General features: G+C 58.4%; 19 protein-coding genes and 1 pseudogene. 11 read left to right on the top strand and 9 right to left on the bottom strand.

The features are described from left to right. Positions 1-286 precede the first annotated feature (286 nt). The gene (locus tag ACYZTK_RS26180) at positions 287-610 is read left to right on the top strand and encodes a type II toxin-antitoxin system TacA family antitoxin (protein ID WP_462012477.1); all 324 of its coding nucleotides are present in this window, start codon (positions 287-289) and stop codon (positions 608-610) included. Then, positions 573-1,154 (top strand): GNAT family N-acetyltransferase, encoded by a 582-nt coding sequence (locus ACYZTK_RS26175; protein ID WP_462012476.1) that lies wholly within the window; start codon positions 573-575, stop codon positions 1,152-1,154. Before ACYZTK_RS26180 ends, ACYZTK_RS26175 begins: the two co-directional genes overlap by 38 nt. A gap of 48 nt (positions 1,155-1,202) precedes the next feature. On the opposite strand, the pseudogene ACYZTK_RS26170 reads toward ACYZTK_RS26175, so the two are convergent. Beyond that, a pseudogene (locus ACYZTK_RS26170) lies at positions 1,203-1,472 on the bottom strand (M20/M25/M40 family metallo-hydrolase); the annotation flags it as partial. 239 nt (positions 1,473-1,711) lie between these two features. Between ACYZTK_RS26170 and ACYZTK_RS26165 the strand changes: the two are divergent. Then, positions 1,712-1,960 (top strand): hypothetical protein, encoded by a 249-nt coding sequence (locus ACYZTK_RS26165; RefSeq protein WP_462014982.1) that lies wholly within the window; start codon positions 1,712-1,714, stop codon positions 1,958-1,960. Between the two features lie 21 nt (positions 1,961-1,981). Here ACYZTK_RS26165 and ACYZTK_RS26160 read toward each other — a convergent pair whose 3' ends face one another. Continuing rightward, the gene (locus ACYZTK_RS26160; protein ID WP_462012475.1) at positions 1,982-2,863 is read right to left on the bottom strand and encodes a LysR family transcriptional regulator; all 882 of its coding nucleotides are present in this window, start codon (positions 2,861-2,863) and stop codon (positions 1,982-1,984) included. 99 nt (positions 2,864-2,962) lie between these two features. Between ACYZTK_RS26160 and ACYZTK_RS26155 the strand changes: the two genes are divergently transcribed. Both ACYZTK_RS26155 and ACYZTK_RS26150 read left to right on the top strand, forming a co-directional pair. Continuing rightward, on the top strand, positions 2,963-3,898 hold the full coding sequence (locus ACYZTK_RS26155; RefSeq protein WP_462012474.1) for a DMT family transporter: 936 nt from the start codon (positions 2,963-2,965) through the stop codon (positions 3,896-3,898). 317 nt (positions 3,899-4,215) lie between these two features. Then, positions 4,216-5,280, top strand: coding sequence for an acyltransferase family protein (locus ACYZTK_RS26150; protein WP_462012473.1), 1,065 nt, complete (start codon positions 4,216-4,218; stop codon positions 5,278-5,280). A gap of 10 nt (positions 5,281-5,290) precedes the next feature. Here ACYZTK_RS26150 and ACYZTK_RS26145 read toward each other — a convergent pair whose 3' ends face one another. From ACYZTK_RS26145 to ACYZTK_RS26135, 3 genes are all read right to left on the bottom strand, one after another. Continuing rightward, the gene (locus ACYZTK_RS26145) at positions 5,291-6,643 is read right to left on the bottom strand and encodes an SLC13 family permease (RefSeq protein ID WP_462012472.1); all 1,353 of its coding nucleotides are present in this window, start codon (positions 6,641-6,643) and stop codon (positions 5,291-5,293) included. 129 nt (positions 6,644-6,772) lie between these two features. After that, positions 6,773-7,567 carry a methylmalonyl-CoA decarboxylase gene (scpB, locus tag ACYZTK_RS26140; RefSeq protein ID WP_462012471.1) on the bottom strand — a complete coding sequence of 265 codons (795 nt, stop codon included), beginning with the start codon at positions 7,565-7,567 and terminating at the stop codon, positions 6,773-6,775. Continuing rightward, positions 7,564-8,793 carry a CaiB/BaiF CoA transferase family protein gene (locus ACYZTK_RS26135; protein ID WP_462012470.1) on the bottom strand — a complete coding sequence of 410 codons (1,230 nt, stop codon included), beginning with the start codon at positions 8,791-8,793 and terminating at the stop codon, positions 7,564-7,566. The genes scpB and ACYZTK_RS26135 overlap by 4 nt, the downstream gene beginning before the upstream one ends. Positions 8,794-8,929: 136 nt before the next feature. On the opposite strand from ACYZTK_RS26135, the gene ACYZTK_RS26130 reads away from it, so the two are divergent. The 4 genes from ACYZTK_RS26130 to ACYZTK_RS26115 all read left to right on the top strand — a co-directional run bounded on the left by ACYZTK_RS26130 (position 8,930) and on the right by ACYZTK_RS26115 (position 11,699). Continuing rightward, positions 8,930-9,844: a LysR substrate-binding domain-containing protein gene (locus ACYZTK_RS26130; protein WP_462012469.1), complete on the top strand. Its 915-nt coding sequence runs from the start codon at positions 8,930-8,932 to the stop codon at positions 9,842-9,844. A gap of 91 nt (positions 9,845-9,935) precedes the next feature. Next, a complete protein-coding gene (locus ACYZTK_RS26125; protein WP_462012468.1) occupies positions 9,936-10,238 on the top strand; it encodes an ArsR/SmtB family transcription factor in 303 nt (100 codons plus the stop codon). A 143-nt stretch (positions 10,239-10,381) separates the two neighbouring features. Further along, positions 10,382-11,395 (top strand): zinc-dependent alcohol dehydrogenase family protein, encoded by a 1,014-nt coding sequence (locus ACYZTK_RS26120; RefSeq protein ID WP_462012467.1) that lies wholly within the window; start codon positions 10,382-10,384, stop codon positions 11,393-11,395. Further along, on the top strand, positions 11,385-11,699 hold the full coding sequence (locus tag ACYZTK_RS26115) for an antibiotic biosynthesis monooxygenase family protein (protein ID WP_462012466.1): 315 nt from the start codon (positions 11,385-11,387) through the stop codon (positions 11,697-11,699). Before ACYZTK_RS26120 ends, ACYZTK_RS26115 begins: the two co-directional genes overlap by 11 nt. A 100-nt stretch (positions 11,700-11,799) precedes the next feature. Here ACYZTK_RS26115 and ACYZTK_RS26110 read toward each other — a convergent pair whose 3' ends face one another. After that, complete coding sequence (locus ACYZTK_RS26110; RefSeq protein WP_462012464.1) at positions 11,800-13,659, bottom strand: ABC transporter ATP-binding protein; 1,860 nt, start codon at positions 13,657-13,659, stop codon at positions 11,800-11,802. A gap of 170 nt (positions 13,660-13,829) precedes the next feature. Here ACYZTK_RS26110 and ACYZTK_RS26105 point away from each other — a divergent pair, with 170 nt between their 5' ends. Then, positions 13,830-14,384 carry a YdeI/OmpD-associated family protein gene (locus ACYZTK_RS26105; RefSeq protein ID WP_462012463.1) on the top strand — a complete coding sequence of 185 codons (555 nt, stop codon included), beginning with the start codon at positions 13,830-13,832 and terminating at the stop codon, positions 14,382-14,384. 418 nt (positions 14,385-14,802) lie between these two features. Next, a complete protein-coding gene (locus ACYZTK_RS26100; RefSeq protein WP_462014981.1) occupies positions 14,803-16,107 on the top strand; it encodes an NAD(P)/FAD-dependent oxidoreductase in 1,305 nt (434 codons plus the stop codon). 128 nt (positions 16,108-16,235) lie between these two features. Here ACYZTK_RS26100 and copD read toward each other — a convergent pair whose 3' ends face one another. From copD to ACYZTK_RS26085, 3 genes are read right to left on the bottom strand one after another with little or no spacing between them, the layout of a single operon-like run. Continuing rightward, positions 16,236-17,156 (bottom strand): copper homeostasis membrane protein CopD, encoded by a 921-nt coding sequence (gene copD, locus ACYZTK_RS26095; protein ID WP_462012462.1) that lies wholly within the window; start codon positions 17,154-17,156, stop codon positions 16,236-16,238. 3 nt (positions 17,157-17,159) lie between these two features. Beyond that, a complete protein-coding gene (gene copC, locus ACYZTK_RS26090) occupies positions 17,160-17,543 on the bottom strand; it encodes a copper homeostasis periplasmic binding protein CopC (RefSeq protein WP_462012461.1) in 384 nt (127 codons plus the stop codon). 56 nt (positions 17,544-17,599) lie between these two features. Next, positions 17,600-18,487 carry a copper resistance protein B gene (locus ACYZTK_RS26085; RefSeq protein WP_462012460.1) on the bottom strand — a complete coding sequence of 296 codons (888 nt, stop codon included), beginning with the start codon at positions 18,485-18,487 and terminating at the stop codon, positions 17,600-17,602. Positions 18,488-18,492 lie beyond the last annotated feature (5 nt).

The raw sequence follows: 18,492 nt of genomic DNA, 5'->3' as shown, positions 1-18,492 counted from the left end.
AATTTTTTTATCTCAGAATCCCGGCGCATTGGTCAGGCAAATTGAGCTAAGCGCGTGGGCTTGCCCGGTGCACGCCTGAGCTTGCCGCTGGCTGCACCGTTGCGATGCCACCGGCCATTCCTGGCCCGACGCGCGCGATCAATCACAGCCGTACGTTAGACGTACGCGCTTGACCCACACCAAAGACCCGGCTATCGTACGTACGCAGCAATGCTACCAGCACTCTCGGAGCCTCTAACCAGAGCAGGGAAGAAACACTTACCAAATACCAGCAGCAGGTGACGAAATGTCCACATTGGTTGAAAACTTGAACGCGGCAAAAACTGCGCGTCTTGATCTCAAGACGACTGAGTTCGCCAAAGACTTCATTCGCAAAGCAGCGACCATTTCAGGTCTCGACATGACCTCTTTCATTATGGCCTCTGCCTTCAAAGAAGCCGAAGCGGTAATGGAAAACTACAACCGCCTGGAGCTTTCAGAGAAAGCATTCTCTCGGCTGCACGAGATTCTCCGCGATAGCGATGAAGAAGCAACACCACCCCCTGCCTTGGTAAAACTCATGAGGAAGAAAAATGAGCGTGCAAGAGATCGTGAGTTACGAGGTAGATAAAAACCTGCGCCGAAACTATTCCTCGTACACGTTCCTCAAGACCTTCAGCTGCGGGGAAGACATGCTGGACGACTACTTCAAGACCAAGCTCAAGCGGGCCTTGAAGAGTGACAACCTCACCGGCATTGGCGCCATCAACGACAAGGGTGAGCTGTTTGCTTTTTGCACCCTGACTTTTCTGATATTGGACAAAGCACGGGTTCAGGCTTATCTGGAACCAGGGAATCAACCTCCTCAGATTCCGGCGGTTAAACTCAGCATGCTTGCCGTTGACGCGCCTTATCAACGACAAGGTATTGGAGGGGAGCTGCTGATGATCGCTTTCGATCAGGCAATGACTGTGCACAAGACCATTCCCGTTAAAGGGATGTATCTTGATGCAGCGCCCAAAGCGATCAACTTTTACCAATCTCTCGGGTTTGAGATTTTGGAGGAAGCAGGTGCCCTCGGTACAACACCGATGTTTATCCCGATCAAGACGATTATTGCGGCCGCATCCGCTGTGAATCCGGCGACTGAAGACACTTCGACATTTTCCACGTAATTGCACAGGTGCGTTCGCGCACTGAGCATCAGTAGCGATCAGGCACCCTCAAGCCCCGGACTTGGCCAGTATCGACTGCAACAGCACATCGGCGCCGGCCGTCGCCCAATGGGGATGGATCTCCTCGGCTTCGTTATGGCTGAGGCCATCCACGCAAGGCACGAAGATCATCGCCGTCGGGGCGACACGGTTCAGGTAACAGGCGTCATGCCCGGCGCCGGAAATCATCGGTCGATGGCTCAAGCCCAAGGATTCGCTGGCCGCCCCCACGACTTCCACGCAGCTAGCGTCGAAGTTGATCGGCGCGTACTGGAAGATATCTCCTGAGAATGGCGGTTTGGCGTCTGTTTTCGCTTGGACTAAAAATCTGCGTGGACGGGCTTATGATGGAATCTACTGAAATCATAGCAAGGGTATGGGAAAGCGCTTTCACCCACTCCAGTCTGAAAACGGTCGGAGCAAAAAAAAATTTGAACCCCCTTTTACCGCGCTCGCCTAATGATCAGCTTGTGAAGAAATCCCACAGGCACTGTGCCAATACCGGCATATTCCGAGAGGTGGTCAACGTGGCTAAAGACGACAAGAAAAGCAAAGGTGATTCTTCGAAAGACAGCAAGGATTCGAAGGACAAAAAGGCATCACCGACCAAGAAAGCAGCTGCGGCCTCGGCTCCTTCGAAATCTTCCGATAAGAAAGACAAGAAAAAGGATGCTGAGCCAAAAAAATCTGCAAAAAAAGCTGATAGCAAGCCGGAAAAGGCCCAGAAATCAGACAAGGCTGAAAAGCCGGCGAAAAAGAAAAAGTGATATCTGCTGTCTGCCAGGGCTTTACGCCCTGGCCTCTTGCTCAAACCCATGGCTGATCAATCTCACCATCACCTCCGCCGCCTCACTCAATTCCCCCGGCGCCAACATCAGTCGTAGTTCATGCACGGGTAATTCGGGAAATCCGTCGGCAACCGTCAGCACGCGCATGCCTTGACTCACTCGGGCACGGTCGACGATGCCGATGGCCAATCCGGCCTCGATGGCGGCTTCCAATGCGATCACCCCGGCGCTGATGATCACCGCCCGCCAACGTCGACCTTGTTGGGTCAGTGCGTCAACCGCCACGCTGCGATACGGGCAACCTTTACCGTGCAAAGCAAGGGGCACGGGTTTGCTCAGGTCCTGCAGGTAGTGGTGGGCGGCCACCCAGACAGGTTGGGTGATGCCGAAGGTCTTGATGCAGCGCAACTGCGCCGCCGCAGCATCAATCGGCTCCACCAACAGGGCCATATCCAGTTGTCCACGGTGAAGCCGGGTGTTCAAGCGACCGCTGGCGCCGGTTTCCACCTCCAGTTCTATGTGCGGAAAATCCGCGGTCAGATGCGGCAGCGTACAGCCCAGTATCGCGCCGGCGTACTCCTCGGAAATGCCCAGCCTGACCCGTCCACTCGCCACTGGCGCAACGAAGCTGGCCAGCAGCCCGTCGTGGAGCCGCAACAGTTCTGCGCTTTGCAGCGCAAAACGACGGCCCAGCGGGGTCAGGCTGACTGTCTGATTATCGCGCTCCAGCAAGCGGCCTCCGGCCAATGCTTCCAGGCGCCGAACATGCAAACTGACCGCCGACGGGCTTTTGTTTAGAAAACTCGCTGCCGCCAGGAATTGCCCGAAGCGCAAGATCGCATGAAAAGTTCGCAGCAGTTCGATATCAAGCGCTTCAGCCATGGTTGATAAATCCTGCATCAGTGGTGCTGATCGTATCGTTTGATTGCATCAACTGCTTATTCATACCATCGAACTCAGCCCACTGTCAGGTGCCATTCGATGAACGTCATGCACACACGCCTAGCGCTTTTGACCAGCGGCGCGTTGCTGTTGGCCATGGTCGTCAGCTGGAGCTCGGGGTTTATTGGATATCGCTACGTCGCCGATCAGGGCAGCGTTTACCTGGCCTCCTTATGGCGCTTCATCCTCGCGGCAGCCGTGTTGCTGCCCTTCTCCTGGGCGGGTCTGCGCAAGTTGCGCGGCAGGGATTTAGCCCATCAGGGCTTGCTGGGGCTGTTCGCGATTGGCGGATACATCGGACCGATCGCCGGCTCCATTCAACTGGGGGTCGCGCCGGGTACCGCCTCGCTCATCGCCAATCTGCTGCCACTGACGATTGTGGTGCTGGCCGGTAGCGTGCCCGGGCAACGCACGCGCGGCTGGCAGTGGGTCGGCCTGGCGCTGTGTCTGACCGGCATGCTGGTGGCCAGCGCTGCCAGCGTGGAATGGGATGCTGCTGACGTCTGGGTCTACAGCTTGCCAGTACTGGCGGTCCTTTCCCTGGCGGCGGCCACGCTGTATCAGAAAGCTTCGCCCGGTGCATCGATGCCGGCCTCGACCGCCCTGTTCATTCAGGTAGTTGCAGTGATTCCAGTGTTTGCGGTGCTGGCCTGCGTCGAAGGGGATATGCGCCCGCCGACCAGTGCGGGTTTTGCCGCAGGTGTTTTGTGGCTAGTGGTGTTCGCGACTTTGGGCGGCTATGGATTTTATTGGCTGTGCCTGCAACGTTTCAGCATTCAACTCATCAGCGGTGCACTTTTCCTGACACCACCGGTGACCATGATCTGGGCATGGCTGCAGTTCGACGATCCGTTGACCGTCAGCGCAATGGTCGGCGTCGGATTGACCCTGCTGGGATTGCCACTGTTGGGGATGCGCGCGGTGGATGGGCTGGGCTCCAGCAAGTCCCGCAGGCGCAAAAGTTGTACCTTATAAAAAACGCTGCACAACTATTTCTGACTAACTATCGATGCAAGTAAATGAGATTTTTTTGACGCCATAATTGAGTCAATAATCCACTCGTCATAACGCAGAAAACCGACTTGCTCTTTTAAAGACTGATGCTAACGTGATGTCACGCTTATCGATTCGATTTAATAGTGCGCTGCATAATACATAGTTATTTATAGCGCGCTTGTTTGTGCTGCATCTATATATGTCAGGTGTCTTTCTATTATCAGAGTGCGGCAGGTACATCGCTTTCGCCCCTACTTCGATGCCACCTTCCGAGCCAGACTGATAAGGACCTCGCCATGAATTCCGCGCTCCAGGCTCCAGCCGACAAGCTGGAAAGTGTTCAAATGCTGCGCGCCATCGCAGCCCTCGCCGTGGTGTTTTTTCATATCCCCCTGTTCCGCAATGGCGACTGGGGAGTTGATATCTTCTTTGTCATCAGCGGCTTCATCATGGCCCTGGTCACCGCTCAATCAAGCAGCCATTTTTTTACCAAACGCGTTATCCGTGTGGTTCCGCTGTATTGGCTCGGCACCTTCGGTGTCTTCGCCGTCGCCCTGCTGCTGCCGAGTCTGCTGGACAACACCACGGCGGATGTACCTGGGTTGCTCAAATCGCTGTTTTTCATTCCATACCAGAAAGGTGAATACGTTCAGCCTTTGTTGTACCTGGGGTGGACGTTGAACTACGAAATGTTCTTCTATGCGCTGTTCGCCATTTCCATGGCCATCAGTCACCGTCACCGTTTGCTGATTTGCTCAAGCCTGTTGCTGGCGTTGGCGCTGCTAGGCCATCTGGTGCCGTCCGATGCACCTTTGTGGACCAGGTTCTACACCCAGCAGATTCTCGCCGAGTTCGTTCTGGGCATGGGCTGCTACGCCTTGTACGCACGCACCGCACAATGGCGCGCCTCCAGTCCGAACAACGGTGTGCGCACCCTCTTGATATTGATCGGCGTGGCTGCCCTGGTTTACATGCCGTTTGCCTATAGCCTGGCGCAATCCCTGGGACGCGGCCTGGCCTGGGGCATACCGGCAGCCGTCATATTCCTCACCATGGTGCATGGCTTGACGGGGGTCCAGTTACCTTGGTTCGTGGTACTGATCGGCGATGCAAGTTACTCGCTCTACCTGTTTCATCCGTATGTGTTGAAGGTCTTCAACAAGGTATTCCATGTGTTCGACGCGCCGGGGGCCCTCGCCTATGTGATGACGCCGGTGAGCATTATCCTGTGCTGCATCGTGGCGGTCGGTGTTTACCGCCTGGTGGAATTGCCGATGACCCATTGGCTGCGAGGGGTTTTCATCGACCGGAAGAAAGTGGCCACCCGGTCGCAGGTCGCGCCCATGTCAGGTGGCGAGTAAACCCGATGCTTCAAAGAACCCCAGGCACCACCAAAGTCAACCAGGCAACACACGGCCCCACCAGAGCAATCACCGCGCTGTAGACCAGCAGGCTGCGCAGGACTTTTTCCCGCTCCCGCTCCGGAGTGTTCGCCACCACCAGCGCACCGTTGGTGGAGAACGGGCTGGTGTCGACGATGGTGGTGGAAATGGCGATGGCCGCGACCACTCCGACCGCACTGATCTGACCCTGGCTCAAGAACGGTACGGCCAGGGGAATGATCACCCCGAGCAAGGCCGTGGACGAAGCGAAGGACGAGATGATCGCGGCGGTGAAACACAGCAGCAGAGCCACCAGCAGCGGGTCACCCAGGCTGGAGATGCCATGGGCAACATAGTCGATGGTGCCGATGCGCTGCATCACGCCGATGTAAGTGATGATCCCGGTGATCAGCAAAACAGTCGACCAACTCACCTTGTCGATGGCCGCCTTCTGCGCCGTGGGCGCAAACATCGCCAGGACCACCGCGACCGTCATGGCCACCAGGCCGATATTGAACTTGAATACCAGTGCCGAGATCGCCAGCGCCAACAGCCCTGCCAGTGTCGATAGCTTGGCCCAGTCCAGGCGGTGAACGGTTTCCAGCGGCGCACCGGCGCCCGTCAGGTCGGCGCGGTGATAGGCCGGGGAAGCCGGTGTACCGCCGTGGCCAAGAATGGCCAGCGATGCACCCGCTGCATGCAACCGTGGACCTGGTGCGACTGCCACCAGCGACAGCCGGGCGCTACGCAGGCCACCGAAAACCACGAACACCACCATCGCAATCCCCAAGTTGAATAGCAGGCTGGAGACGAACAGAGTGGTCGGTGCGTAAGGCAGTCCCGAGGACTCGACGATCTGATTGGTGATGCCGCCGAAAATACTCACGGGCGAAAAGCTGCCGCCCTGGGCGCCGTGAATCACCATGAGTCCCATGAGCACCGGGTTGATGCGGTACTGCACGGCAAAGTTCAGCGCAATAGGCGCCAGGATCGCCGCCACCGCCGGGCTCAGCGCACCGAAACCAGTGAGCAGCGCCGCCACCACGAACATCACCCAGGGTATCAAGGCGACTCGGCCACGCACCATCAACACGGCCCGCTCGATCAGCCAGTCGATGGTGCCGTTGTTCTGCGCGATGCCGAACAGGTAGGTCACACCCACCAGCGTCAGGAACAGGTCACTGGGGAAACCGGCGAAGATGGTCGCCGCTGTCATGTCCATGATCACCGAACCTACGATAAAGGCCGCGGCGAACGCCAGCGCGCCCATGTTGATCGGTAATACGCTGGCGATACCGAAAACCACCACCAATACCAAAATCGACAGAATTTCATTATTCATTGCAATCTGACTCCCCGCCGTCGGACGGCCCCGCAGGTACCGTCCTTGTTGTTATTTTTTCGGGATGTGGAGCAAGCGACTCACGTCAGGCCGTGGGGGCCATCACGATTGCGCCAGGGATCTGTCGTGCTAGTTGCCTCTGAAAACCGCCGGCCGGCGCTCGGCAAAGGCTGCCAATCCTTCGCCAAAGTCGGCACTTTCGCAGGCCTGGCGGCGCAGTTCGGCAATCTGTTCCATCGCCTGCACCGGCATCGGTTGCAGGTCCTCGAGGATGCGCAGCTGTTCCTTGACCGCCGCGATGGCCAGGGGCGCCTTGCTGGCGATGCCCTGCGCCAGTTCAAGCACGGTGGCTTCCAGCACAGCTTCGTCGACCAGTCGGTTGACCAGACCAAAGCGTTCCGCACGCTGCGCATCCAGCTTCTGCGCAGTGAAAAACATCTCCTTGAGCACATGAATCGGCAAGTTGTTGAAGAAGCGCAGCAAGCCGCTGGTGGTGTATGGCAGTCCAATATTCACTGGTGTCATGGCAAAGCTGGCGCTGTGGTCCGCGACGACCATGTCGCAGCTCATCACCAGATCCACCGCGCCGCCCCACACCGAGCCGGACACCAGGGCAATCACCACGCCAGGGTAGGCACGGATGCGCCGCAATACTTGTTCAAGCGGCTTGCCGTAGGCGATCGGGTCACGATCGTGTTGCAGTTCGCGGATATCGTGGCCGGCACTCCACACGGGCTGGCCGACTTCGCCGCCGAGGATCACCACCGGGACGCGTTCGGAAGCCAAGGCCAGCAGGCTTTCGTCGAATGCCGTCAGCAGTTGGGCGCTGAGTGCATTGCGGTGGGTGGGGTTGCTGAAGACCAGCCGCGCGATGCGTTCATCGACCCGGTTGACGGTCACGGTAGCGCTAGAGGTTGGATTCATTGTGCGGTTCCTGTTGAGTGCGCGCAGGTCATGTCGTCGGAGTTCTGCAAGACTATTTTAGCGGCGAGCAGCGCGTTGATTGACGCAGTGTCGAACCCGGCTTCGCGCAGTACTTCGACGCTGTGTTCGCCAAGCAGCGGCGGTGGGCGGCTGGCAGTGGCGTCAGTGCCGCCGAACACCGGGGTCACGACCTGGCGCAGCGCGCCAAGTGTCGGGTGAGCAAGTGTCTCGGTCAATTGGCTGTGCAGCACCTGCGGGTCGTCGAAGACCTCATCAAGTGTGTTGATTGGGCCGGCGGGTAACCCGGCATCGACGAACAGCGTGGTCCACTCGCGTTTGCTGCGGGTTTGCAAACGGCTCTCCAGAATCTCGCGCAATTCATCACGACGTTCGACCCGCGCTTCATTAGTGGCAAAACGCGGATCGTCCGGCAGCTCGGGAAAATCCAGCAGTGCGCACAGACGCAACCACATGGCCGAGGTGATCGGCGCCAGATTGAGCGGGCCATCCTTGGTCTGGAACACGCCGTAAGGCGCGATCACCGAATGCGCGTTGCCGCTGCGCCGCGGCACATCCCCCAAGCTGAGGTAGCGTTGCCCGTGCACACTCAGCAACCCGACCAGGCTGGCCAGCAGCGACGTGCTGACATGCTGGCCGCGCCCGGTGCGTTCGCGCTCCAGCAGAGCGGCCAGCACTGCTGTCACCAACCACATGCCCGAGGTCAAATCGCCGATGGCGGTGCCAGTGCGAGTCGGGTCGCCATCGACGAAACCAGTCAGGCTCATCAGCCCCGAGTAGCCTTGGGCAATCTGGTCGAATCCCGGCCAGCTGCTCATCGGCCCGTCGGCGCCAAAGGCGTTGATGCTCCCCAGCACCAGGCGCGGATTGCGCGCGCTGAGCACCTCATAACCCAGGCCCATGCTTTCCAGGGTGCCGGGTTTGAAGTTCTCGATCACCACGTCCGCGTCATCGATCAGTTGCTGGATCGTCGCCAGCCCCTGGGGATTGCGGAAGTCGATGCACATACCGCGCTTGTTGCGGTTACAAGACAAATAGTAGGTGCTCACGCCCCGATCAAATGGGCCCCAGGTGCGGCTCATATCGCCCGTTGGGCCGGGCTCGATCTTGATCACGTCGGCGCCGAGGTCTGCCAGCACCATGGTGCAGAACGGCCCCGACAGTGCGCGACTCAGGTCGACTATTTTCACGCCTTGCAAAGCATGCATAGGATTCTCCGGTGAAGGTTGAGTGCGGCCTGCACTTCGGTGGTTGTGAGCCGAGTCTAGGCGCGCTGTCTCATAAGCTTCAAATATGATATTCCTCTACCGTCATCGAAAATTCTTATGCCTCAGGAGTTATTGCATGGACCTGCGCCAGCTGCGTTACTTCATCAAGGTGGTCGAATGCGGCAACATCACCCGAGCCAGTGAAGTGCTACACATTGCGCAACCTGCGATCAGCCAGCAGATGCGCAATCTGGAACGGGATATGGAGATGCAACTGCTTGAGCGCAGCGTGCATGGCGTGATCCCCACCGCCGCCGGGCAGACGCTTTACCGACATGCCATCGAATTGCTGCGCCAGGCCGACGGCACCCAGGAGCTACTGCGCCAGGACGCAGAATTCCCGCGAGGCAAAGTGTCGGTCGGCATGCCATCGAGCACGTCTCGGGTGTTGGCGATTCCGCTCGCTCGTACCATTCGCAGTCGCTATCCGGGGATCAAGCTGGAGTTGATCGATGCCCCCAGTGCCGACCTGGGACGGCTGATCAGCGTCGGGCGGGTGGCTCTGGCGGTGAATGTCGATGCGGTCGAAACCCGCGGCATGGCGGTGCGGCGGTTGTTGACCGAGACCCTGTACCTGGTGGCGTGGCCAGATTTTGCGCTACCGGATGAACCGGTGACGATTGAAGCCTTGGCGAATATGCCGCTGGTGCTGCCCTGTGCTCCGAACACGATTCGTAGTCGAGTCGAATCGGCGATGCAGGAAGCCGGCCTGAAATGCGAGGTTGAGTTCGAGGCCAATTCCACCGACCTGCTGTTCGCAGCCGTCAAGGCGCAGCTCGGTGTCACGATCCTGCCATGGGCCGCCGCCCATGTGGAGCTCGGGCAACATCGGCTTAAACTGGCCAGGATCAATCATCGGCTGTTCAAGCGAGATCTTTCGTTGTGCTGGCATGACACGGTTGTAGAAAGCAATGCCGTGCAGAAGGTCAAGGCGACCATTTTCGAGTTGTTCGAGGAATTCGGGCGGCAGCCGGGGTGGGCGGATAGCTAGTAATGCCCCGTCCCGTCATCCACGACACCAGGCATCCAATGGCCTCGAATCGACAAATTGACATATCGAATAATCTCGATATAATCAGCTCATGGACCTACTCGAAATATTCAAAGCCCTCTCCAACCGCACACGTCTTGAAATCCTGAAAGGATTGAAAGACCCGGCGAAAAGTTTCCCTCCACAGGATGAGGGCGACGTCCACACGGTTGGCGTTTGCGTCAGCAGCATTCAGGAAGGCGTCGGGCTGTCGCAGTCGACGGTGTCTGATTACCTTGCCACCCTGCAACGCGCAGGTCTGGTCGAAGTCAGGCGCATCGGCCAGTGGACCTATTACAAACGCAATGAAGCGACCATCAGTGCTCTCGCCGAGATCATTGGAAAAGAGCTGTAAGGTTTTAATCCGTGATATCGATAATTCCCGATATCCCAATTTACCGAAATGAGGCCGGCTCACGTTAGGAAATACGCAGTAATTTTACGCAGCTATACATCGATATTTCCCGATATCCCTTTTTCCAGAAATGAGGTTTTCCAATGAAAGCGATGATACTCAAGTCATTTGGCGGTCCGGAATCGTTCGAGCTTCGTGACGTGCCCACACCTGTGCCGGGCATGGGACAAGTCCTGGTCCGGGTCCACGCCACCTCCATCAATCCGTTGGATTTTCAGGTCCGACGTGGCGATTATCGCGACCTGGTGCCACTTCCGGCGATTACCGGTCACGACATATCCGGCGTTGTCGAAGAAGTCGGGCCGGGAGTAACGGCCTTCTCAGTGGGAGACGAAGTCTGGTACACCCCGCAAATATTCGACGGCCCGGGCAGTTACGCCGAGTACCACGTTGCCGACCAAAATATCGTCGGCAAGAAGCCCGCCTCGCTCAGCCATCTTGAGGCGGCAAGCCTGAGCCTGGTCGGCGGAACGGCATGGGAAGCACTGACCGTGCGTGCGGCGCTCAAAGTGGGAGAAAGCATTCTGATTCACGGCGGCGCGGGAGGCGTCGGGCATGTGGCGATCCAGCTGGCAAAAGCCATTGGCGCGAGAGTCTTCACCACGGTGCGCGAAGCAAACTTCGAGTTCGCACGACGCATGGGTGCCGACGTACTCATCGATTACGAGAAGGAGGACTACGTCGACGTGATCAATCGGGAAACAGCTGGTTGCGGAGTCGATGTGGTGTTCGACACCATTGGCGGCAACACGTTATCGCGCAGTCCCGACGCGCTCGCTCAACTCGGCCGGGTTGTCAGCATCGTGGACATCACCCAGCCACAGAACCTCGTCCAGGCCTGGGGCAAGAACGCCAGTTTTCACTTCGTCTTCACCCGACAAAACCGCGGCAAGCTGGATGAATTGAGCACGTTGATCGAGCGCGGTCAGTCGCGCCCACACGTTGGCGCCGTCTATTCCCTTGCCGACATTGCGCTCGCGCATGCGCGACTGGAGAGCCCCAACAATGGTCTCCGAGGGAAAATCGCGATAGCAGTCGTGCCCTCCTCCCAGCTCGCACACGTTGAACTCACTTCAGGGGAATCCCATGATTTATGAGTTCGCTCTACTGCCCGTTCACCAGGATCAGATAGAAAACTTCAGGCATGCATTTGCCGAGGTCGCTCCTTTGCTTTGCCGCGCAAAAGGATACTGCGGTCACATGCTCGCGCAGGGGATCGAAAACCCGCAGCAATTTACCCTGATCGTGCGCTGGCTATCACTTGAGGATCACACTCCGGGCTTTGAAGCGAGTGAAGACCACCGAGTATTCATGCTGGGCCTGCAGGAGTATTTCTCGGAAGATCCGCAGGTCTATCACATTGAAGGAGCGCCTTTCTCAATGGGTAATGCCGCTCTCTGACCGACCGCCAGCTGAAAGCCATTCTCGCCGACTGGTAGCCCTGAGTTTCAGGGCTACCATTGTGTTAATCAGACCCTGGCGAAGGGTGCACGCATCACGCTCACACCGAATCCACAGCCTCGATCACGCCCTTGTCCTCACCGAGGAACCCGCCGCTCTGATGCTGCCACAGCCGCGCATACACGCCGTTCTTCGCCAGCAATTCGCTGTGGGTGCCCTGTTCGATGATGCGTCCATCATCCATGACGATCAGCCGATCCATGGCTGCAATCGTCGACAGCCGATGGGCAATCGCGATTACGGTCTTGCCCTGCATCATGTCATCCAGGCTTTCCTGAATCGCAACTTCGACTTCCGAGTCCAGCGCACTGGTGGCCTCGTCAAGCAGCAGGATCGGAGCGTTCTTGAGCATCACACGGGCAATCGCCACGCGCTGGCGCTGGCCACCCGACAGCTTGATGCCGCGCTCACCCACCAGGGTGTCGTAGCCGGTATGACCTTGCCGGTCGCTCAGCTGACTGATGAACCCATCGGCCTGGGCACTGGCCGCAGCGCTGCGAATTTGCGCGTCGGTCGCGTCGGGACGGCCGTAGGCGATGTTGTCGCGAATGGATCGGTGCAACAGGGAAGTATCCTGGGTGACCATGCCGATGGAGCTGCGCAGGCTGTCTTGCGTTACGTGCGCGATGTTCTGGCCGTCGATGCGGATCTCCCCGCTGTCGACGTCGTAGAAGCGCAGCAGCAGGTTGATCAGCGTCGATTTACCAGCACCTGAGCGGCCTACCAGACCGATTTTTTCGCCGGGGCGGATGTTCAAATTCAAGCCATCGAGCACCTGGCGTTCGCCGTTGTAGTTGAAGCTGACGTTATCGAAGGTGACTGCGCCGCCGGAGGTCACCAGCACCTTCGCGTCCGGCGCATCCTGCACTTTGGTGCCCAGGGTCAATGTGGCCATACCATCCTGCACGGTGCCGATGCTCTCGAACAGCGAGGTCATCTGCCACATGATCCAGTGCGACATGCCATTGATCCGCAACGCCATGGCGGTGATTGCCGCCACGGCACCGGCACCGACCTCCCCCTGGTGCCACAACCACAGCGCGTAACCGCCTGCGGCCATGATCAACGCCACCACCAAGGCCTGATTGACGATCTCGAACTGACTGACCAGGCGCATCTGGCGAAAGCCGGTCTGCTTGAAATCTTCCATCGCCGCACGGGCGAAATGCGCTTCCCGATTGGAGTGCGAGAACAGTTTTACCGTAGTGATATTGGTATAGGCGTCGGAGATACGCCCAGTCATCATCGACCGCGCATTGGCCTGTTCCTGCCCGACTTTCCCCAGTCGCGGCACGAAATACACCAGGGCCAGCCCGAACAACACCACCCAGGCAATAAATGGCAGCATCAGTTTCAAGGCAAAGCCGCCGGCCAGGGCGATGATCGCGATGAAGTAAACGCCGATCCCGGGGGCGATCTCGATCAGGGTGAACAGCACGTCCCGCACGGCGAGCGCCGTCTGCATGACCTTGGTGGTGACCCGACCGGAAAACTCATCGGAAAAAAACGACAGGCTTTGCCGCAGCATCAGGCGATGGAAGTCCCAGCGCAGCCGCAATGGCAAGTTGATCGCCAATATCTGGTGCTGAACCATGGTGCGCAACGCCACCAGCCCGACGCTGGTCACCATCACGATGCCCATGCCCCACAACACGCGACTTTCCTGCGCAGCCGCATCACCGCCTGCCTTCCAGGTCGAGAGCAGGTCCACGACTTGCCCGAGGAAAGAAAACAACCAGGCTTCGTAAATCGACACGGCGGCGCTGAGCAGCGCGAGCGCCAGGATATACCCGCGGGCGCCACGGGTGCAGGCCCAGAGGAACCGGCCCAGGCCATTGGGCGGCGGCGGTACCTCGTCAGGAGGAAAAGGGTCGAGTCTTCGTTCAAACGCACCAAGCATGGTGGTCTCCAAAACAATCAAGTAGAGGGGATTCTGCCATTGAACGGTTGCCTTGGGGGTTTTGCGAAGTATGGGGATGGTGGTCTGCAATGCCTCCAGGCCAGGCAAGGGCTTGCAGGACGACTGGGAACGTTATATGACAGTCAGGCGTATTAGTTGGAGGAGTTGCAGTGACAACAATCGATGCGAAATCCCGATTCGAAGCCAAGCTACTTCGTCCGGCAAAGCCCGGTGATGATACGTCGTGGGCGTTCGTCGTACTGCCGAAAGACGCGAGTGAACAGCTTCCGCGGCGAGGAAGGACGACAGTTGAAGGCACCCTCAATGGGCACCCTTTCCAGGCGACCCTTGAGCCGGATGGTGAACTGAGCCATTGGCTGCGGGTAAGCGGAGAGTTGTACGAAGCTGCAGGCGCGGCCGTCGGGGATATCGTCACGCTGGAGCTGATCGCGGTGAAGAAGGAACCCGAGCCGGACATCCCGGAAGATTTCCAGGAGGCGCTGGCAACCAATCCCCAGGCTCGTGAAGTCTGGAACCTTACGTCGACCATCGCACGAGTGGACTGGATACACTGGATGACTTCAGCCAAGCAACTGAAGACGCGCGCAAAACGAATGGCTGATGCCTGCGATATGCTTGCATCCGGCAAGAAGAATGTTTGCTGTTTCGACCAATCTGGCTACTACAGCAAGGCTTTCCGCGCGCCAGAGGCGGAAAATTCTTGAATGGAATATTCCGTTAAATACGCATCAGGAGATTTATCAGCAGACTCCTTCAGTTGTTTATTCAAGCAATAACTAAAGGTCCTCAAATGCCGATTTAACCAAACTCCAGACGGTGGCAGGATCACCAACCATGATTCCGCTCCCGCGCTTGATCCGTCGCCACCTGCGCCCTTCGTTCCCGAAGGCGCAGGCCCGTCCCCGCAAAAATCCTCTTTGCCAAACGATTCTGGCCTTTTGGGCGCTATGGCACTGCCGTCACGCGCGCCCACCAGACGTAACCTGGCGTTGATTTGAAGCCGTTGGTTGAACACAGCCAGCCTCAATCCGATGCAGACCACCCAGCCGCTAACGGTGGCCGGTCTGCCAGCGCCGCTGCTCCAGTCGCAGCGCAGCCCCCAGGAGCAATTCCATGACCGTCATGAACCAAGCCGTCATCCCTGCCGCCGAGCGGACGCCGTCTTACTACAGCGCAACCCTCAAGCATGAGACCGACTACCCCACCTTGCAGGGTGAAGTGAATGTTGACGTCGTCATCATCGGCGGCGGTTTCACGGGCGTTGCCAGCGCCGTTGAACTGGCCGAGCGCGGCCTTAAAGTTGCCTTGATCGAAACCCACAAGATCGGCTGGGGCGCCAGTGGTCGCAATGGCGGTCAGGTCACCAGCAGCCTGTCCGGCGACGCAGCGATGCGCAAGCAGATGCAGAAGTCGCTCGGCACCCAGGTAGACGACTTTATCTGGCGCCTGCGCTGGCGTGGCCAGGAAATTATCCAGTCCAGGGTCGCGAAGTACCGCATCGACTGCGACCTCAAGCACGGCCATCTGCACGCCGCGATGAAACCCGCGCACATGGACGAGCTGCGCAGCTTCCATGATGAGGCGCAGCGCCGCGGACTGGGCGACACCGTCACCTTGCTGGACCGTGCACAAGTGCGCGCCCATCTGGCGAGCGAGCAGTACCTGGGGGCACTGAAGAATACGCGCAACCTGCACCTGCACCCGCTCAACCTGTGCATCGGCGAGGCACGCGCAGCACAAAGCCTGGGGGCGCTGATCTTTGAGCACTCCGAAGTGCTGGAGATCGTCCACGGTGACCGCCCGGCGGTCATCACGGCACAGGGTCGAGTCAATGCCAGGCAGGTCATGCTGGCCGGTGATGTTTACCACAAGCTGGAACCCAAACAGCTGAAGGGCAAAATCTTCCCGGCCATGGGCGGTATCGTCACCACCGCACCTTTGGGAGACCTGGCCCGACAGCTTAACCCGCAGGATCTGGCGGTCTACGACTGTCGTTTTGTCCTCGACTACTACCGCATGACCGCCGACGGCCGTTTGCTGTTCGGTGGCGGCGCCAACTACTCCGGACGCGACTCACGAGACATTGCCGGCGAACTGCGCCCCTGCATCGAACGTACGTTCCCACAGCTCAAGGGCGTGGACATCGAGTACCAGTGGAGCTGCGCCATGGGGATCGTGGTCAACCGCATCCCCCAACTGGGCAAGCTGTCGAACAACGTCTGGTACTGCCAGGGCTATTCGGGGCACGGCATCGCCACCAGCCATATCATGGGCGAAATCATGGCCGAAGCGATCACCGGCAGCCTTGGTCGCTTCGATACCTTCGCTGCCTGCCAGCACATCAAGGTTCCGCTTGGCGATATTTTCGGCAACCCGATGCTGGCGGCAGGCATGTGGTACTACCAGATGCTGGAAAAGCTGCGCTGAGATCCCTGCCGTGAATAACCCGCGGAGCTAATTTAGCCGGACAGCGTTCAGCTAAAGCGAGCCTCCTCGCGGTGATCTGACACCATCGCCTTAAGCGATGGTGTCAGAAAGGTGTGTTGGCCGGACGCTTACATCTCAGGACTTAACGTTCCTAACCAAGCCACTAGCCCCACAATCAAAACCGCTGTCGATAACTCGACCAACACGCTGCGCCTTAACGTAGTAGCCGCCACTCGAAATTCCCCCTCTCGCAACGACCGCTCCAATAGCGGGCCAAGGTGAAATCGGTTCAGTGCGGCCAACACCAGCATTCCAGAAAACAACACCAATTTGATGAACAGCAGAGTCCCGTAGGTGCTGAGGACTACGTCATCGAATTTGGGGCCCACGATGAACAGATAGTTCACGACGCCTGTGACTGTGATGACGAATACGATCAACGCGCCCACCGATTCGAATCCGGTGACGGCCCGGGCCAGCAATCTGATGCGCTCCTCGGTTTTCAGCGTGTCGAGCCTTGTCATCCCGGCAAATGCGACTAGCGCGCCGAGCCAGGCTCCGGCCGCCAGCAGGTGCAGTATGTCCGTTGCAAAATGCCAAAAACGACGACTGCCTTCGTCCATCGCCCCATGACCATTCCAGGCCAGACTGGCGAGGGCGATGCCACCGGCAATAGCTGCGACCAAAAGGCTAAGGCCAGGCGCACGTTGGTAAGGTATCACCGCTACACCGCCGACGATCAACGCGATGATTCGCACGACCCAGGCCAGCCCCACGTCCGTCTGCAAGACCATCATCTCAATATGCGGACGCAGCTCAGCGAAGTCTGACTCCCCACTCATGGAACTTGCCATCATCACCATGCTGGCGACAGACACCAGCACACCCAGCGCCGACGTTCCCACTACCACAGACCGAAACGGCAACACGGCACCCGATACTCGCTCTCGTCCTTTAAGGCTGTACAACCCGAAAAGCGCCACGCCAAAGAGCAGCATCAAATCCATGTACAAACCGAAGCGCAGAGCAATACTGGCCCAATCGCTCATCAATTACTTCACTTTGAACGTAACGTTGCCGGTAATCGGGTGAGTGTCCGAGGACACCGCACGCCATTCCACTTTGTAGCTGCCGGCGGGCAAAGGAGAGAGCGGCGTGATAACCATGGTTTTCGGGTCGCTGCCGCCAGAGACTTTTGCCTTCATGGGCATTGGAGAGTGGGCCATACCGGACATTTCGCTCATGACCAGTTTCGCACCAGAGAACTGGGTCATGAGATTTTCGGAAAAATGCAGTTCGATCTTGCTGGGGGCAGCGCCGTCCGCGCCTTCCTGCGGGTTCGAGGAGAGCAGTTTCGGGTGCGCCTGAGCAGATGTGCTCAGCAGCAACCCGGTGGAAAGTGCAATGGCAACAACGGTAGTTTTGATCACGCGCATACAAGATCTCTCGCCGATTCAAGCGGCATATATTTTGATTGTTAAGTCGACGCGTTCTAGAACCACAGCCGAACACCCAGGACGAGACGCGCTTCACTGCGATCCTCGCCGTCGTCGTTGGCATAATCAGCTGTTTTGCCGTAGGTGCGGTTCCAAGTCACACCGATGTAAGGCGCAAGCTCACGACGGATTTCATAGCGCAGGCGCAGGCCCGCTTCAGTGTTGGACAGGCCAGCGCCGATGCCTCGTTGCGGGTCGTTTTTGCTATAAACATTAAGTTCGGCGGTTGGCTGCAAAATGAGTCGATTGGTCAGCAGAATGTCGTAGTCGCCTTCCAGCCGTACGGCGGATTGACCACCTTCACCGATAAACGCCGTGGCTTCAGCTTCAAAGTTGTACAGTGCCATGCCTTGCAAGCCGAGCGCCGCCCAGGTTTGCGGATCGCCCGGTTTGAAATCCTGGCGAACGCCGGTCACCACGTCCCACCAAGGGGAGATGGCGTGGCCCCACAGTGCCTGAACTTCCACGTCTTCGGTCTTGCCGTTGGTGCGTTCGCCTTCAGAGCGCAGCCACAGGCGGTCGATATCGCCGCCGATCCAGCCTGAGATATCCCAGGCCAGGGTGCTGCCGTCATCGGCGTCCTGCCATTCAAGTTTGTCTGCTAGAAGGAACGTGTTGAGCGCGGAGTCGTGCACGTTGTGTCCACCCGGGCTGACAAACACAGCGGCGCGATCGGCATCGGTCAATGGCGCAATTGGCGTGCGACTTTTGGTGGGCGCAGCGGGCTGCATTTGGCCGTCGCCCATGCCTTGCATCTGGCTATGGTCCATGCCCTGCATCTGGCTATGGTCCATGTTCTGCATGTCGTCCGTGGCCGCCATTGCCGAAGAAAGTGTCAGGCTCGCTGCCACGAGCATCAAAGAGATCGGAGTGATCCTGGTCATGGGTA

The organism is Pseudomonas sp. LB3P31 (assembly GCF_054897945.1).
This window is presented reverse-complemented; position numbering and strand designations above follow the sequence as displayed.

What these genes read in the sequence shown, in the direction of transcription:
- ACYZTK_RS26180 (WP_462012477.1), top strand. Translation starts at nt 287, where the DNA reads ATGTCCACATTGGTTGAAAACTTGAACGCGGCAAAAACTGCGCGTCTT.
- ACYZTK_RS26175 (WP_462012476.1), top strand. Translation starts at nt 573, where the DNA reads ATGAGCGTGCAAGAGATCGTGAGTTACGAGGTAGATAAAAACCTGCGC.
- ACYZTK_RS26160 (WP_462012475.1), bottom strand. Translation starts at nt 2,863, where the DNA reads ATGGCTGAAGCGCTTGATATCGAACTGCTGCGAACTTTTCATGCGATC.
- ACYZTK_RS26155 (WP_462012474.1), top strand. Translation starts at nt 2,963, where the DNA reads ATGAACGTCATGCACACACGCCTAGCGCTTTTGACCAGCGGCGCGTTG.
- ACYZTK_RS26150 (WP_462012473.1), top strand. Translation starts at nt 4,216, where the DNA reads ATGAATTCCGCGCTCCAGGCTCCAGCCGACAAGCTGGAAAGTGTTCAA.
- ACYZTK_RS26145 (WP_462012472.1), bottom strand. Translation starts at nt 6,643, where the DNA reads ATGAATAATGAAATTCTGTCGATTTTGGTATTGGTGGTGGTTTTCGGT.
- scpB (WP_462012471.1), bottom strand. Translation starts at nt 7,567, where the DNA reads ATGAATCCAACCTCTAGCGCTACCGTGACCGTCAACCGGGTCGATGAA.
- ACYZTK_RS26135 (WP_462012470.1), bottom strand. Translation starts at nt 8,793, where the DNA reads ATGCATGCTTTGCAAGGCGTGAAAATAGTCGACCTGAGTCGCGCACTG.
- ACYZTK_RS26130 (WP_462012469.1), top strand. Translation starts at nt 8,930, where the DNA reads ATGGACCTGCGCCAGCTGCGTTACTTCATCAAGGTGGTCGAATGCGGC.
- ACYZTK_RS26125 (WP_462012468.1), top strand. Translation starts at nt 9,936, where the DNA reads ATGGACCTACTCGAAATATTCAAAGCCCTCTCCAACCGCACACGTCTT.
- ACYZTK_RS26120 (WP_462012467.1), top strand. Translation starts at nt 10,382, where the DNA reads ATGAAAGCGATGATACTCAAGTCATTTGGCGGTCCGGAATCGTTCGAG.
- ACYZTK_RS26115 (WP_462012466.1), top strand. Translation starts at nt 11,385, where the DNA reads ATGATTTATGAGTTCGCTCTACTGCCCGTTCACCAGGATCAGATAGAA.
- ACYZTK_RS26110 (WP_462012464.1), bottom strand. Translation starts at nt 13,659, where the DNA reads ATGCTTGGTGCGTTTGAACGAAGACTCGACCCTTTTCCTCCTGACGAG.
- ACYZTK_RS26100 (WP_462014981.1), top strand. Translation starts at nt 14,803, where the DNA reads ATGAACCAAGCCGTCATCCCTGCCGCCGAGCGGACGCCGTCTTACTAC.
- copD (WP_462012462.1), bottom strand. Translation starts at nt 17,156, where the DNA reads ATGAGCGATTGGGCCAGTATTGCTCTGCGCTTCGGTTTGTACATGGAT.
- copC (WP_462012461.1), bottom strand. Translation starts at nt 17,543, where the DNA reads ATGCGCGTGATCAAAACTACCGTTGTTGCCATTGCACTTTCCACCGGG.
- ACYZTK_RS26085 (WP_462012460.1), bottom strand. Translation starts at nt 18,487, where the DNA reads ATGACCAGGATCACTCCGATCTCTTTGATGCTCGTGGCAGCGAGCCTG.